Genomic DNA, 14,821 nt, shown 5'->3' on the forward strand with positions numbered 1-14,821 from the left:
TCGAGCACGAAAACGCTGGTGAGGAGCGGTTTCTCCCGCTCCCGTAAGGGTGCCCTCGGCAGGATTCGAACCTGCGACACCTGCCTCCGGAGGGCAGTGCTCTATCCCCTGAGCTACGAGGGCCCATCGCTGGGCGACTCCGAAAGCTTAGCGCATGCCCCGCGACCCCCGTGCCGCAGGTGGTCCCACGCGCGATTGCGCTGGTCACGGCCATGAAGTTGATCGGTTCAGGCAAGCGTCGCTAGCGTGGGAGGCCCACCTGAAGGAGCCGACATGGCCGAGCCGTTCCAGGTATCGCTCGACGAAGGCGATGTCGCCGATCTGCGGGAGCGGTTGCGGCGTACCCGGTGGCCCGAGGCCGAGACCGTCGATGACTGGTCGCAGGGCGTTCCGCTCGCCTACGTGCGTGAGCTCTGTCGCGACTGGGGTGAAGAGTACGACTTCGGGTTCGCCCGGCGGCTCAACGCGTTCCCGCAGTTCCGGGCCACCGTGGACGGGGTGGGGCTGCACTTCCTGCACGTCCGGTCGCCGGTGCCCGGTGCGCTGCCGCTCGTGCTCACCCATGGGTGGCCCGGGTCCGTGCTCGAGTTCCTCGACGTGATCGGGCCGCTCACCGACCCCGAGCGCCACGGTGGCGATCCCGCCGACGCCTTCCACGTCGTGGTGCCGTCGCTGCCCGGGTTCGGGTGGAGCGACAAGCCCGCCGTGAAGATCGGGCGGGTGGCCGCGCTGTGGGACGGGCTGATGACGTCGCTCGGCTACGACCGCTACGGCGCCCAGGGTGGCGACTGGGGCGCCGCCGTCACCAACGCGCTCGCGCGGTTCGGGCGGGTGGCCGGGGTGCACGTCAACTTCGCGCCCGTGCGGATGGACATCGCCGATCCGACGCCCGAAGAGCGTCGGGCCCTCGCCGATCTCGAGGAGTTCCGGCGGACCGGCAGTGGCTACTCCGCCCAGCAGGGGACCCGGCCGCAGACGCTCGGCTACGGCCTCACCGATTCGCCGGCCGGTCAGGCCGCGTGGATCGCCGAGAAGTTCTGGGCCTGGACCGACCACAAGGGCCGCCCGGAGGACGCCGTCGACCGCCGGCGCATCCTGGACATGATCTCCGTCTACTGGTTCACTGCGACGGCGGCCTCGTCCGCGCGGATGTACTGGGAGAACAACGACCGCGATCTGTCCACAGTGGATGTTCCCGCCGGGATTTCGGTGTTCCCGCGGGAGATCGTCCGGCCGTCGCGGCGGCAGGCCGAACAGCGCTACACCGACCTGCGCTGGTTCGAGGAGCTGCCCGCCGGCGGGCACTTCGCCGCGCTCGAACAGCCCGAGTCGTTCGTCGGACAGGTTCGGGGGTTCTTCCGGCTCGTGCGTTAGGCGAGCCAGCCGCCGGTCAGCTGCTGGACGGCCGAGCCGTCCAGGTCGGCGAACTTGACCGCCGCGAACTCCTCGGCCCACTTCGACGTCTGGATCCGGAACGCGGGCGCGTCCGCGGTCATCGCGCCCAGGATCACCTCGGCGACCTCGTCGGCGGTCTGGGCGCTCTGGAACGACTTCGTGACGTTGGCGATGTACTTGTGCAGCGAACCGGCGTACGGGCCTGCTTCGGCGAAGAGCCGCTCGTCGACGCCGACGTTGTTGACGAACTCCGTCGCGACCGCGCCCGGCTCGACGACGCACACCGTCACGCCCTGCGCCGCGGCGACCGGCGCCAGCGACTCCATCAGGCCTTCGACGGCGAACTTCGCCGCGCAGTACGCCTCGTTGAAGGGCTGGCCGACGACGCCGCCGACGCTGGTCACGGTGATCAGGCGGCCGCCGCTCGCGCGCAGCGCCGGCAGCGCGGCCTTGGTCGCCGCGGCGACGCCGAAGAAGTTGACCTCCATGGTGTCGCGGATGGCCGAGAGCGGCTCCTGCTCGATCGTGCCGACGTGGCCCGCGCCGGCGTTGTTGACCAGAACGTCGAGGCGGCCGTAGTCGGCGAGGACGCCCTCGAACGCCGCGCTGACGGACTGGGCGTCGGTGACGTCGAGCGGGCGTACGTCCAGTTCGACGCCGGCGTCGGCGGCGGCCTGGCGCAGGCGGTCGGCGCGGCCGGTGTCGCGCAGGGTGGCGACAGTGCGGAAGCCACGCCGGGCCGCCAGTACCGCGGTGGCGAGGCCGATCCCGGTGGACGTGCCGGTGATCAGGGCGACGCGGTCGTTGCTCATCGGAGTACCTGCTTCATGTAGATGATGGTTAATGGAGTGAACTAAAATCACTATAGGCATGGATGGTTCATGCGGTCAACTATTCCTCTATCATCGGTAGATGAGCGCTGACCCGATCACCGACGACGTCGTCGCCCTGCTCGCGCGGATCGTCGACCGGTTCACGGAGTCGTACGAGACCGCGGCGGCGTCGCAGGGGCTGACGACGGTGCAGGCCAAGGTGCTCGCCGCGCTCGGGCAGCCGCTGCCGATGCACCGCATCGCGGAGCAGCTGAAGTCCGAGCGGTCGAACGTGACCGGGATCATCGACCGCCTCGAAGCGCGCGGACTGGTGGAGCGGCGTCCGGACGAGCGCGACCGCCGCATCAAGAACATCGTCGCCACGCCGGCGGGCGCGGTGCTGGCCCGGAACTTCCGGCGCTCGCTCGGCTTCGCCGCGGAACCGCTGGCCGCGCTGGCTCCCGAGGACCGTGTCCGATTGCGGGAGCTGCTGCGGCGGATGGTCGACGCCGATGCGTGACGAGTCCAGCTGACGGGAAACCCTCCTGGTGGATTGGGCGGATTCGTCGGGTCGCGGTAACTTTCGGGTGGGTCAACTTAGGCTGTCCTCTGTTGCACATATGCGCATTCGACTATATGTTTGGCCGGACGGTGAACCGGGAACGGAGGCGGCATGGGGCACGGACACGGCCACGGGCACGCGATCGAGCCGGCGAGTGCGTCGGGCCGGTACGTGCGGAGCCTGGCCATCGCCCTCGGCGTCGGCGCCGGCTTCATGGTGCTCGAGTTCGTCGTCGGCTTCACGACCGGCTCGCTGGCCCTGATCTCCGACGCGGCGCACATGTTCACCGACGTCCTCGGTGTCGGCATGGCGCTGACCGCGATCGTCCTCGCGCGCCGCTCCGGTCCCACAGTCAGCCGCACCTTCGGCCTCTATCGCGCGGAAGTGCTGGCCGCACTCGGCAACGCGATCCTGTTGTTCGGCGTCGCGGGGTACGTCCTCGTCGAAGCGATCGGCCGGATCAGCGACCCGCCGGCGGTCCCCGGTCTCCCGGTGCTGCTGGCCGCGGCGGCGGGCCTGGTGGCCAACATCGTGTCGTTCGCGGTGCTGCGTTCCGGGGCGAAGGAGAGCCTCAACGTCCGCGGCGCGTACCTCGAGGTGCTGGCCGACCTCATCGGCTCGGTCGGCGTGCTGGTCAGCGGCGCGGTGACGCTGCTGACGGGCTGGCGCTACGCCGACCCGATCATCGGTGTCGCGATCGGCCTGTTCGTGCTGCCCCGCACGTGGATGCTGGCCCGCCGGGCGCTGCGCATCCTCTTCCAGCACGCGCCGCAGGGCGTCGACGTCGGCGCGATCAACGCGGAACTGTCCGCGCTCCCCGGCGTCGCGGACGTACACGACCTGCACGTCTGGACGCTGACGTCGGGCATGGAGGTGGCTTCGGCGCACCTGACCCTGGCGCCGCCGGCGAAGCAGTCGGACGTGCTGACGGAGGCGCAGAACCTGCTGTCCTCGCGGTACGCGATCGAGCACGCGACGCTGCAGGTCGAAGCGCCGCAGTGCGCACGCCGCTGCCAGGAACTGTCCTGGTGACGCGGAACAGCCGCGCGAGCGGCTAGGCCGGCAGCGGCTGGGCGCCCCGGGTCGAGAGCATCAGCTTCATCTGGTCCATCTCCGCGCCCTGCGAAGTCATGATGCTGTTCACCAGTGCCTTCAACGCCGGCAGGCTCGAATGCGACGCCGCGTACTGGGCCATCGCCGTGCCGCCCTGGTGGTGGCGGAGCATCAGCTGAAGGAAGAAGACGTCGAGCTGCTTGCCCGACAGCGAACGCAGCTTGGCCAGCTCCGCGTCGGTCGCCATGCCCGGCATCAGCGCGCTGCCGGAGGGATTGACCGAGACCGGGGCCATCGACATCCCGTCATGGCCGGACATCGGCTCGGTCATCCACTGCATCGGCGCGCCGATCGCCTGCTCGGGCTGGTCCCACAGCATGAGCCAGCCCTTCATCCGCCCGACCTGCTCCAGCTGCGTCCGCTCGATGTCGAACGCGAGCTGGCGGATCTCCGGGTCGGTCGAGTGGTCGCGGGCCCAGCCGGCCATCGTGACGGCCTGGAGGTGGTGCGTCGACATGTCCTGCGCGAAGCCGACCTCGACGGACCCGGCTGCCGGGGTGGCAGCCGGGGCGTCGTCGATGGCGCGGGTCAGGAACATCCCCGCCGTCGCGCCGATCAGCAGGACCGCGAGCAGGGTCCCGCCGATGATCACCCAGCGCGACCAGGTCGGCTGCTCGGCGGGCTCTTCCGTGGTCACTTGGTCGGCGTCGCCGAGGGCGCGGAGGCACCGGTGGACGGCGCGGGAGCACCCTGCGAAGGCTGGTTCATGCCGCCCTGTTCCTGCTGGGCGCCCGCGGTGCCCTTGTAGTCCATCGGCTTGGCGTCGGGACCGGGCTTCGACGGGTTGAACGGCGGCGGGTTGTCCGGGTCGAACTGGCCGGGGCCGAGGGCGTCACACGACGCGCCGACCTCGGGGTAGACCCCGTTCGGGTTGGTGCGCAGGGCCGCGATGAACTCGTCGATCCGCGCGTCGTTGACGTCGTCCACCTTCAGCTGGTGGCCCCACGACTGCAGCGAGATCGGCTTGTCGAGGCCCGGGTAGGGCGACATCATCGTGAACGGCTTGCCCTTGACGCGGACGCTGAGCTGGTTCAGCGCGTCGCCGGTGACCTGCTGCGGGTTGTAGGCGATCCACACGGCGCCGTGCTCGAGGGCGTGCACCATGTTCTCGGTCCGCACCGCGTTCGGGTAGACGACGCCGGTGCACGCCGCCCAGTAGCCGTCGTGCGGGCCGCCGAACGGCGGGGTCTTGTCGTAGGCGACGCGCTCGGTCGGCAGGACGTGGACGCTGCCGGTGTAGGTCGCGGTCACCACGCCGGGGATGCGCTTCGAGGGGTCGGGGTCCGACGCCGTCGGCGCGAACGACGCGGCCGCGGCCTCGCGGTCGGCCTGCTCCCGCTTCGGCGCCGACTGCACCATGTAGTAGATGATCACCGAGGCGGCCAGCGCCACGACGGCGACGACGGCGACGATCGTCCCCCAGGGCGTGCCCTTCTTGCTCACGACGGAACCGCGGGCCGCCTTCACCGCCGACCCCTTTTTCCGAGTTGTCCCGTTCGCCATGGCTCCCGCGTTCTCCCTCTGGTGGCTGCGGACGGATTCCCGCCCGGGCCAGTCTAGGGGCCGGCCGTCTGATCACCGTTAACACCTCACGTAGCAGTAACAGCCGAGGCTTCGCCTCGGGCCGGGGGCTCCGCCACCCGGACCCCCAAAGCGGAGGTGTCGTGACGTCTTCGAGACCGATGCAAGGGCCCCACCAGGGCACACCTAGAATTCGGCAAGTGACTCCCGCCGCTCTCGCCGACCTGGTCCGCAGCTCCGCCGTGCAGGTGCTCGCCGCACGCGGCATCGACGACGCCGTGCTGCCGGAGCAGGTGACCATCGAACGCCCGCGCAACCCCGATCACGGCGACTACGCGACGAACCTGGCGCTGCAGGTGGCCAAGAAGGCCGGCCTCAAGCCGCGCGAATTCGCCGAGGCGCTCGCCGAAGCGGTGTCGGCGGACGACGGTGTCGCCTCGGCCGAGGTCGCCGGCCCCGGCTTCCTCAACTTCCGGCTCGCCGCCGCCGCGCAGGGCGACATCGTGCGCCAGGTGCTCGACGCCGGCGCCGCGTACGGCCGCGGCGACGCGCTGGCCGGCACCCGGATCAACCTCGAGTTCGTCTCGGCGAACCCGACCGGCCCGATCCACCTCGGCGGCACTCGCTGGGCCGCGGTCGGCGACGCGCTGGGCCGCGTGCTCGCCGCGCAGGGCGGGGACGTCACCCGTGAGTACTACTTCAACGACGCCGGTGCCCAGATCGACCGGTTCGTCCGGTCGCTGGTCGCCGCGGCGAAGGGCGAGCCCGCGCCGGAGGACGGCTACGCGGGCGGTTACATCAACGACATCGCCGCCAACGTCCTCAAGCAGGAGCCGAGCGCGCTGTCGCTGCCGGAAGCCGAGCGCCACGAGACGTTCCGCCGGATCGGCATCGAGCTGATGTTCTCCGAGATCAAGTCCAGCCTGCACGAGTTCGGCACCGACTTCGACGTCTACTTCCACGAGAACTCGCTGCACGAGTCGGGTGCGGTCGACGCCGCCGTCCAGCAGCTGAAGGACTCCGGGAACCTGTACTTCAACGAGGGCGCCTGGTGGCTCAAGTCGTCTGAGTACGGCGACGACAAGGACCGCGTCGTCATCAAGCAGGACGGCAACCCGGCCTACATCGCCGGTGACCTGGCCTACTTCAAGGACAAGCGCAACCGCGGCTTCGACCTGTGCATCTACATGCTCGGCGCGGACCACCACGGCTACATCGCCCGGCTCAAGGCCGCGGCGGCCGCGTTCGGCGACGACCCGGCCACGGTCGAGGTGCTGATCGGCCAGATGGTCAACCTCGTCAGCGACGGCAAGCCGGTCCGGATGTCCAAGCGCGCGGGCACCGTGATCACCATGGAGGACCTCGTCGAGGCCGTCGGCGTCGACCCGGCCCGCTACGAGCTGATCCGCTACTCCGTCGACTCCACTTTGGACGTCGACCTGGACCTGCTGCGCAAGCACTCCAACGACAACCCCGTCTACTACGTCCAGTACGCCCACGCGCGGCTGGCGTCCCTGCAGCGCAACGCGGCCGACCTCGGTATCAAGTCCACTTCGGACGTCGATTTCGGACTGCTGACGCTGCCCGCCGAGGGCGACCTGATCCGCACCATCGGCGAGTTCCCGGAAACCGTGCGCCGCGCCGCCGAAATGCGGGAGCCGCACCGGATCGCGCGCTACCTCGAAGAACTCGCGGGCGCCTACCACAAGTTCTACACCGTGGGCCGCGTGCTGCCCATGGGCGACGAAGAGGCGACCCCTCTGACGTACGCCCGGCTCGCGCTGTGCGAAGCCGCCCGCCAGGTGCTGGCGAACGGCCTCACCCTCCTCGGTGTCTCCGCTCCGGAACGGATGTAAGAAATGGCGCACCCCGCGGGCCCCAGGCACGCCGACGTCTACCCCCACGCCGACACCTCCGGGCTCCAGCCGTCCGGGGTCGAACAGCTCGACAAGCTGCCCGCGAAGGTGTGGCCGCGCAACACCTTCCGTGCCGCCGACGGCGTCGTCCGGATCGCCGGCGTCGACGTCCGAGAGCTGGCCGAAAAGCACGGCACCCCGCTGTTCGTCGTCGACGAAGCCGACTTCAAGTCCCGCTGCGCCGACTACGCCGAGGCGTTCGACGACCCGTCGCTCGTGCACTACGCGTCCAAGGCGTTCCTGTCCATCGAGGTCGCCCGCTGGGTGGCCGAGCAGGGGCTGAGCCTGGACGTCTGCAGCGGCGGCGAGCTCGCCGTGGCGCAGCGCGCGGACTTCCCGGCCGAGCGGATCACCTTCCACGGCAACAACAAGTCGCCCGCGGAGCTGGAAGCCGCGGTCGCCGCCGGCGTCGGCACGGTCGTGCTCGACTCCTACTTCGAGATCGCCCGGCTGGCCGACATCGCCGCCCGCCACGACGTCGTGCAGCCGGTGCTGATCCGCGTCACGGTCGGCGTCGAGGCGCACACCCACGAGTTCATCGCGACCGCGCACGAGGACCAGAAGTTCGGGTTCTCCCTGGCGAGCGGCGACGCCGCCGAAGCGGTCCGCCGGGTGCTGAACGCGCGTTCGCTGAAGCTCGTCGGCCTGCACAGCCACATCGGTTCGCAGATCTTCGACGCCGACGGCTTCGAGGTCGCCGCCCGCCGCGTGGTCGGGCTGCTCGGCGACCTGGCCAAGGAGCACGGCCCCGAGCTGCTCGACCAGCTGAGCCTGGTCGACCTCGGCGGCGGCTTCGGCATCGCCTACACCGAGAAGGACAACCCGCCGCCGCCCGCGCAGATGATCACGCAGATCCGCGAGATCGTCCGCAAGGAGTGCGCGTACGCGGGCCTGCCGGTGCCGCGGATCGCGGGCGAGCCGGGCCGCGCGATCGCCGGTCCGGGCACGATCACGCTGTACGAGGTCGGCACCATCAAGGACGTCTCGCTCGGCGACGAGTCCTCCCGGCGGTACGTCAGCGTCGACGGCGGGATGAGCGACAACATCCGCACCGCCCTCTACGACGCGGTCTACGACGTCCGGCTGGTTTCCCGCTCCGCGGGCGACAACGATCAGCCCGTCCCGGCGGTGCTGTCCCGGGTCGTGGGAAAACACTGTGAGTCCGGCGACATCGTCGTACGAGACTGCTGGCTGCCCGACACGCTGGCTCCCGGCGACCTGCTGGCGGTCGCGGCGACCGGCGCGTACTGCTACTCGATGGCGAGCACGTACAACCGGATGCCCCGCCCGGCCGTGGTCGCCGTGCGCAACGGCAGCTCGCGGCTGCTGCTGCGGCGGGAGACGACCGACGACATGCTGCGCCTGGAGGTCTGAGTCACTGTGTCTGCTGCAGAAGGCCATCCGATCAGGGTCGCGCTGCTGGGCTGCGGGACCGTCGGCGGCGAGGTCGCCCGGCTGCTCACCGAGCAGGCGGGCGAGCTGGCCGCGCGGGCGGGCACGCCGGTCGAGCTGGCCGGCATCGCCGTCCGCCGCCCGGACAAGCACCCCGAGCTGCCGCCGGAGCTGCTGACCGCCGACGCCGAAAAGCTCGTGACCAGCGACGACGTCGACGTCGTCGTCGAGCTGGTCGGCGGCATCGAGCCCGTGCGCGGCTGGCTGCTCGCCGCGCTGAAGGCCGGGAAGTCCGTCGTCACGGCGAACAAGGCGCTGCTGGCCGAGCACTCCGCCGACCTCTTCGAGGCAGCCGACGCCGCGGGCGCGGACCTCTACTTCGAAGCCGCGGTGGCCGGTGCCATCCCGCTGCTGCGCCCGCTGCGGGAGTCACTGGCCGGCGACCGCATCACGCGCGTGATGGGCATCGTCAACGGCACCACGAACTACATCCTCTCGGCGATGGACTCCACCGGTGCCGGCTACGCCGAGACGCTCGACGAGGCCAGCCGGCTCGGGTACGCCGAGGCCGACCCGACCGCCGACGTCGACGGCTACGACGCCGCGTCGAAGGCCGCGATCCTCGCTTCGCTCGCCTTCCACACCCGTGTGACGGCGTCGGACGTGCACCGCGAGGGCATCGCCGACGTCACCGCCGCCGACCTGGCCGCGGCCCGGATGCTCGGCCGCACGGTGAAGCTGCTGGCCATCTGCGAGCGGGTGACCGACGACGACGGCGTCGAGTCCGTCTCCGCCCGGGTGCACCCGGTGATGATCCCGCGCAGCCACCAGCTGGCCGGCGTCGGCGGCGCCTTCAACGCCGTCTACGTCGAGGCCGACGCCGCGGGCGAGCTGATGTTCTACGGCCAGGGCGCGGGCGGCGCGCCGACCGCGAGCGCGGTGCTCGGCGACCTCGTCGCGGTGGCCCGCAACCAGGTCGTGGGCGGCCGCGGCCCGCGCGAATCCGCGCACGCGGCCCTGCCGGTGCGGCCGATGGGCCAGACCCCGACGCGGTACCACGTGAGCCTGTCGGTCGCCGACCGCGCCGGTGTGCTCGCTCAGGTGGCGCAGGCGTTCGCCGACCACGGCGTCAGCATCGCGGCGGTGCGCCAGAGCGACGTCGGCGACCGCGCGAGCCTGGTCGTGGTGACGCACCAGGCACCCGACGCGGCCCTGCAGTCCACTGTGGACCAGGTCGGCCGGCTGGACGTGGTGCACGAAGTTGTCAGCGTCATGCGCGTGGAAGGCGAAGACCAGTGATCAGGCACCCGTGGCCCGGACTCATCGAGGCGTACCGGGACCGCGTCCCGGTCCCGGACGGGGCGCGGGTCGTCACGCTGGGGGAGGGCAACACGCCGCTGCTGCCCGCCCACCACCTGTCCGAGCTGACCGGCTGCGAGGTGTACCTCAAGGTCGAGGGCGCCAACCCGACCGGCTCGTTCAAGGACCGCGGGATGACCGTGGCCATCACGCACGCGCTCGCCAGCGGCCTCAAGGCGGTGATCTGCGCGTCGACCGGCAACACCTCCGCCTCGGCCGCCGCCTACGCCGCCCGCGCCGGCCTCACCTGTGCCGTGCTGGTGCCCCAAGGCAAGATCGCCATGGGCAAGCTCGCCCAGGCCGTCCTGCACGGCGCGCGGATCCTGCAGGTCGACGGCAACTTCGACGACTGCCTCGAACTGGCCCGCAAGACCGCGGCCGACTACCCGGTCACCCTGGTCAACTCGGTCAACCCGGTCCGCATCGCCGGCCAGAAGACCGCCGCCTTCGAGATCTGCGACGTCCTCGGCGAGGCGCCGGACATCCACTGCCTGCCGGTCGGCAACGCCGGCAACATCACCGCCTACTGGGCGGGGTATTCGGAGTACGCGAACGACAGTGTGGTGAAGAACACGCCGCGGATGTTCGGCTTCCAGGCGGCCGGCGCGGCGCCGCTCGTGCTGGGCGAGCCGGTGCGCGACCCGGACACCATCGCGACGGCGATCCGGATCGGCAGCCCGGCGTCGTGGACCGCCGCGGTGAAGGCGAAGGACGAGTCCGGCGGCCTGTTCGACGCGGTCACCGACGAGAAGATCCTCGAGGCGTACCGGCTGCTGGCCGCGCGCGAGGGCGTCTTCGTCGAGCCGGCCTCGGCGACCAGCGTGGCGGGCCTGCTCGCGACGGCCGCCGACGGGCGGCTCCCGAAGGGCTCCCGCGTCGTGTGCACGGTCACCGGCCACGGCCTGAAGGACCCGCAGACGGCCCTGGCGGGCAACGTCGAGGTCGAACCCCTCGCCGTGGACCCCTCGGCCGTCGCGGCGGCGCTGGACCTGCGGTGAGTACCGGCTTCCGCGTCACCGTCCCGGCGTCGACGGCGAACCTCGGGCCCGGCTTCGACGCCTTCGGGCTGGCGCTGAGCCTCTACGACGTCGTCGAGGTGCGGGTCACCGACACCGGGCTGAAGGTCGAGGTCATCGACGCCGGCGCGGGCGGGGTCGAGGACGTCCCCACCGACGAGACCCACCTGGTCGTGCGGGCGATCCGCGCGACCTGCGAGCACCTCGGCGTCGAGCTTCCCGGCCTGCACCTGCGCTGCTTCAACGCGATCCCGCACGCGCGCGGCCTCGGCTCGTCCGCGGCCGCGGTGGTGTCCGGCGTGGCCGCCGGGTACGCGCTGGCGGGCCGGGAAATCGACGCGTTCGACGCGCTGCAGCTCGCGGGCGGCTTCGAAGGCCACGCCGACAACGCCGCCGCCAGCCTACTCGGCGGCCTGGTCCTGGCCTGGTGCGACGGCGAGGGGTTCCACGCCGAACGGCTCACGCCGCACGCGTCGATCCAGCCGGTCGTGGCGGTGCCGTCGGTGCGTTCGGCCACCGCGACCACGCGCGGCCTGCTCCCGGCGACCGTGCCGCACGCGGACGCCGCGCACAGCGCCGGCCGGGCCGCGCTCGCCGTCCACGCGCTGACGGCGAAGCCGGAGCTCCTGCTCCCGGCCACCGAAGACCGGCTGCACCAGCACTACCGCGCCCCGGCGTACCCGGCGAGCACGGAGCTGGTGGCGACGCTCCGTGCACACGGCGTGGCCGCCGCCGTCTCCGGTGCCGGTCCGACGGTGCTCGCCCTGACCACCACGGGAATACTCCCGCCGTCGGCCGGCGTTGACGGGTTCGACGTCTTCGAGCTGCCCGTGGATCTCACGGGTGTGCAGGTTGCGGCTCAGTAAAGGCTGGGTCACGTGCCTGCCGCCACGCCCGCCACGCGGGGGGTGGTTGTTGCACCCGGCACCGCTGCGGTCTACCCTCGGGGGCGTTCGATCACCGTGCGTTTCCGCACCCGATGCCGGTCCCGGGGAGTCTCCCGGATCGCATCCTTCGTCGATCCGCCGAATCCGCACCGCCTGGCACGCGGGGTAACGCGGAGGGACGCAGGCGGGTTTCCGGTCTCGGCGGTGCCGAATTCCGTGTCCTCCGAATGGAGGACGCAAACCCCTGTGGTGGAGGCGCTCCCGCTGTGTTTCGCACGGCCGAAGAGCTCATCTCCCGTATCGGGGGGCAGATACGCCGGTTCGCGATCAGAAGCGAGCGGCAGTCCGCTGATCCGCCTGGAGGCGTGGATCGGTCAGGAAGGACATGTGTGAGCAACACCGATCTTTTGAGCGACGTGGGTAGCGACACGGCCGGTTCGAACGGCACCGCCCCCGCTCCCAAGCGGACGGTCGGCGGGCTGACCGGCAAGACCGTCGCCGAACTGCGTTCGCTGGCTGGGGAGCTCGGCGTCGGCGAGACGACGGGCATGCGCAAGGGCGATCTGATCGCCGCGATCCGCGAGCGCCAGGGCAAGTCCCGCAAGCCGCGTGCGGCGGCCGAGACGCTGCCGCTCGAGGGCGTCGGCGAGCCGCCGAAGGCCGCCAAGGCCGAGGCGAAGGCCGAAGCCCCCGCGGCCGAGACCAGGCCGGAGCCGAAGGCCGAGGCGCCCGCCTCCGCGCCGTCGGACACCCCGCCGGCGGCCGAGCGCCCGCAGCAGGACAGGCAGGACGGCCCCCAGGGCCAGGACGGCCAGCCCGAGGAGGGCGGCCGCAGCCGGCGTCGCCGCGGTGCCAACCGCGCCGCCGGGGCGCCCGACGGCCAGCAGGGCGGCGACCGCCAGCAGGGCCAGGGCCAGGGCGGCGGTGACCGTCAGCAGGGCGACCGCCAGCAGGGCGAGCGCCAGGGCGGCGGCAACCGCGACCAGCAGCGCCAGGGCGGCAACCGTGGCGACCGCAGTGACAACCGTGGCGACCGTGGCGACAACCGTGGCGACCGTGGCGACGCCCGCCAGGACGGCAACCGCGGCGACCGCCAGCGCGGCAGCCAGCAGCAGGACGGCAGCCGCGGCGGCCAGGACAACCGCAACCAGCAGCCGGACGACGACGAGGAAGGCGGCCGTCGCGGCCGTCGCTTCCGCGACCGTCGCCGCCGGGGCAGTGGCGGCGGCCAGCGCGACGCCGGTTCGCCGGACACCGAGATCCGCGAGGACGACGTCCTGCTGCCCGTCGCGGGCATCCTGGACGTGCTCGACAACTACGCGTTCGTGCGCACCTCCGGCTACCTCGCCGGCCCGAACGACGTGTACGTCTCGCTGTCGCTGGTCCGCAAGTACGGCCTGCGCCGCGGTGACGCCATCACCGGTGTCGTGCGCCAGCCGCGCGACGGCGAGCAGCAGCGGCAGAAGTTCAACCCGCTGGTGCGCGTCGACTCGATCAACGGCCTGGAGCCGGACGAGGCCAAGCGGCGTCCCGACTTCACCAAGCTGACCCCGCTGTACCCGAACGAGCGGCTGCGCCTCGAGACCGAGTCGCACAAGCTCACCACCCGCGTGATCGACCTGATCATGCCGGTCGGCAAGGGGCAGCGCGCCCTGATCGTGTCGCCGCCGAAGGCCGGTAAGACCACGATCATGCAGGACATCGCGAACGCGATCTCCACGAACAACCCCGAGTGCCACCTGATGGTCGTCCTGGTCGACGAGCGTCCGGAAGAGGTCACCGACATGCAGCGCTCGGTGAAGGGCGAGGTCATCGCCTCGACCTTCGACCGGCCGCCGTCCGACCACACGTCGGTCGCGGAGCTGTCGATCGAGCGGGCCAAGCGCCTGGTCGAGATGGGGCACGACGTCGTCGTGCTGCTCGACTCGATCACCCGCCTCGGCCGTGCCTACAACCTGGCGGCCCCGGCGTCCGGCCGGATCCTGTCCGGTGGTGTCGACTCGACCGCGCTGTACCCGCCGAAGCGATTCCTGGGTGCGGCCCGCAACATCGAAAACGGCGGCTCGCTGACCATCTTCGCCACGGCGATGGTCGAGACCGGCTCGACGATGGACACGGTCATCTTCGAGGAGTTCAAGGGCACCGGCAACGCCGAGCTCAAGCTGGACCGGAAGATCGCCGAGCGCCGCGTGTTCCCGGCGGTCGACGTCAACCCGTCCGGTACGCGCAAGGACGAGCTGCTGCTCTCGCCGGACGAGCTCGCGGTCACGGTGAAGCTGAGCCGGGTGCTGCACGCGCTCGACTCGCAGCAGGCCATCGACCTGCTGATCTCGCGGCTGCGGAAGACCAAGACCAACGTCGAGTTCCTGATGCAGGTCTCGAAGACCGCCCTCGGCGGCGGCGAAGACGACTGAGTCCCGGTCTGCGGAAGGGGCCTTCCCGGGCACCCGGGGAGGCCCCTTCCGCGTCGGGAATAGCTGGTCAGCGGGGTACGTTCCAGTACACGTCAGCGCGTCTGGCAGAATCACCCGCTGAAGTCCGGCGCCGGTTCACCCCGTGGGAACGACTGGGGACCCGGAGCCAACGAGAGAGGACACCATGAAGAGCGGCATTCACCCCGAGTACGTGGTCACCGAAGTGAACTGCGACTGCGGGAACAGCTTCACCACGCACAGCACGAAGACCAGCGGCAACATCCACGTCGAGATCTGCTCGAACTGCCACCCGTTCTACACGGGCAAGCAGAAGATCATGGACACCGGTGGCCGGGTCGCGCGCTTCGAGGCTCGCTACGGCAAGCGCCAGAAGAAGGCCGACGCCAAGTAGCTTTTTCCACGGCGCCCATCCG

13 protein-coding genes and 1 tRNA gene are annotated in these 14,821 nt (G+C 71.1%); 10 read left to right on the forward strand and 4 right to left on the reverse strand.

The genetic code is table 11. The annotated features are described in order from the left end of the window. Positions 1-50: 50 nt before the first annotated feature. Positions 51-123: transfer RNA gene (locus AB0M93_RS27820), tRNA-Arg, on the reverse strand. Between the two features lie 150 nt (positions 124-273). Between AB0M93_RS27820 and AB0M93_RS27825 the strand changes: the two genes are divergently transcribed. Then, positions 274-1,374, forward strand: coding sequence for an epoxide hydrolase family protein (locus AB0M93_RS27825; RefSeq protein ID WP_364278040.1), 1,101 nt, complete (start codon positions 274-276; stop codon positions 1,372-1,374). Here AB0M93_RS27825 and AB0M93_RS27830 read toward each other — a convergent pair. Then, a complete protein-coding gene (locus AB0M93_RS27830) occupies positions 1,371-2,207 on the reverse strand; it encodes an SDR family NAD(P)-dependent oxidoreductase (protein WP_364278043.1) in 837 nt (278 codons plus the stop codon). The two genes, AB0M93_RS27825 and AB0M93_RS27830, sit on opposite strands and share 4 nt — an antisense overlap. A 100-nt stretch (positions 2,208-2,307) precedes the next feature. On the opposite strand from AB0M93_RS27830, the gene AB0M93_RS27835 reads away from it, so the two are divergent. Both AB0M93_RS27835 and AB0M93_RS27840 read left to right on the forward strand, forming a co-directional pair. Beyond that, a complete protein-coding gene (locus AB0M93_RS27835) occupies positions 2,308-2,727 on the forward strand; it encodes a MarR family transcriptional regulator (RefSeq protein WP_364278046.1) in 420 nt (139 codons plus the stop codon). Positions 2,728-2,880: 153 nt separating this feature from the next. Further along, positions 2,881-3,801, forward strand: a complete 921-nt coding sequence (locus AB0M93_RS27840) for a cation diffusion facilitator family transporter (protein WP_364278049.1) — start codon at positions 2,881-2,883, stop codon at positions 3,799-3,801. Positions 3,802-3,823: 22 nt separating this feature from the next. Here AB0M93_RS27840 and AB0M93_RS27845 read toward each other — a convergent pair whose 3' ends face one another. Next, positions 3,824-4,519, reverse strand: a complete 696-nt coding sequence (locus AB0M93_RS27845; protein WP_364278052.1) for a DUF305 domain-containing protein — start codon at positions 4,517-4,519, stop codon at positions 3,824-3,826. Further along, positions 4,516-5,385 (reverse strand): DUF3105 domain-containing protein, encoded by an 870-nt coding sequence (locus tag AB0M93_RS27850; RefSeq protein ID WP_364278055.1) that lies wholly within the window; start codon positions 5,383-5,385, stop codon positions 4,516-4,518. Before AB0M93_RS27850 ends, AB0M93_RS27845 begins: the two co-directional genes overlap by 4 nt. 218 nt (positions 5,386-5,603) lie before the next feature. Between AB0M93_RS27850 and argS the strand changes: the two genes are divergently transcribed. The 7 genes from argS (at position 5,604) to rpmE (ending at position 14,799) form a co-directional block, all read left to right on the forward strand. Then, a complete protein-coding gene (gene argS, locus AB0M93_RS27855; protein ID WP_364278058.1) occupies positions 5,604-7,259 on the forward strand; it encodes an arginine--tRNA ligase in 1,656 nt (551 codons plus the stop codon). 3 nt (positions 7,260-7,262) lie between these two features. Then, positions 7,263-8,693 (forward strand): diaminopimelate decarboxylase, encoded by a 1,431-nt coding sequence (lysA, locus tag AB0M93_RS27860; protein WP_364278061.1) that lies wholly within the window; start codon positions 7,263-7,265, stop codon positions 8,691-8,693. Positions 8,694-8,699: 6 nt separating this feature from the next. Further along, entirely contained in the window at positions 8,700-10,010 is a 1,311-nt protein-coding gene (locus AB0M93_RS27865; RefSeq protein WP_364278064.1) for a homoserine dehydrogenase, read from the forward strand. Further along, positions 10,007-11,068 carry a threonine synthase gene (thrC, locus tag AB0M93_RS27870; protein WP_364278067.1) on the forward strand — a complete coding sequence of 354 codons (1,062 nt, stop codon included), beginning with the start codon at positions 10,007-10,009 and terminating at the stop codon, positions 11,066-11,068. The genes AB0M93_RS27865 and thrC overlap by 4 nt, the downstream gene beginning before the upstream one ends. Next, positions 11,065-11,952 (forward strand): homoserine kinase, encoded by an 888-nt coding sequence (gene thrB, locus AB0M93_RS27875; RefSeq protein WP_364278070.1) that lies wholly within the window; start codon positions 11,065-11,067, stop codon positions 11,950-11,952. Before thrC ends, thrB begins: the two co-directional genes overlap by 4 nt. 410 nt (positions 11,953-12,362) lie before the next feature. Beyond that, positions 12,363-14,387 (forward strand): transcription termination factor Rho, encoded by a 2,025-nt coding sequence (rho, locus tag AB0M93_RS27880; RefSeq protein WP_364278073.1) that lies wholly within the window; start codon positions 12,363-12,365, stop codon positions 14,385-14,387. A gap of 184 nt (positions 14,388-14,571) precedes the next feature. Continuing rightward, on the forward strand, positions 14,572-14,799 hold the full coding sequence (gene rpmE / locus AB0M93_RS27885) for a 50S ribosomal protein L31 (RefSeq protein ID WP_364278076.1): 228 nt from the start codon (positions 14,572-14,574) through the stop codon (positions 14,797-14,799). Positions 14,800-14,821: the final 22 nt, after the last annotated feature.

Source organism: Amycolatopsis sp. NPDC051102 (assembly GCF_040682815.1).
Lineage (GTDB): Bacteria > Actinomycetota > Actinomycetes > Mycobacteriales > Pseudonocardiaceae > Amycolatopsis.

What these genes read in the sequence shown, in the direction of transcription:
- AB0M93_RS27825 (WP_364278040.1), top strand. Translation starts at nt 274, where the DNA reads ATGGCCGAGCCGTTCCAGGTATCGCTCGACGAAGGCGATGTCGCCGAT.
- AB0M93_RS27830 (WP_364278043.1), bottom strand. Translation starts at nt 2,207, where the DNA reads ATGAGCAACGACCGCGTCGCCCTGATCACCGGCACGTCCACCGGGATC.
- AB0M93_RS27835 (WP_364278046.1), top strand. Translation starts at nt 2,308, where the DNA reads ATGAGCGCTGACCCGATCACCGACGACGTCGTCGCCCTGCTCGCGCGG.
- AB0M93_RS27840 (WP_364278049.1), top strand. Translation starts at nt 2,881, where the DNA reads ATGGGGCACGGACACGGCCACGGGCACGCGATCGAGCCGGCGAGTGCG.
- AB0M93_RS27850 (WP_364278055.1), bottom strand. Translation starts at nt 5,385, where the DNA reads ATGGCGAACGGGACAACTCGGAAAAAGGGGTCGGCGGTGAAGGCGGCC.
- lysA (WP_364278061.1), top strand. Translation starts at nt 7,263, where the DNA reads ATGGCGCACCCCGCGGGCCCCAGGCACGCCGACGTCTACCCCCACGCC.
- rpmE (WP_364278076.1), top strand. Translation starts at nt 14,572, where the DNA reads ATGAAGAGCGGCATTCACCCCGAGTACGTGGTCACCGAAGTGAACTGC.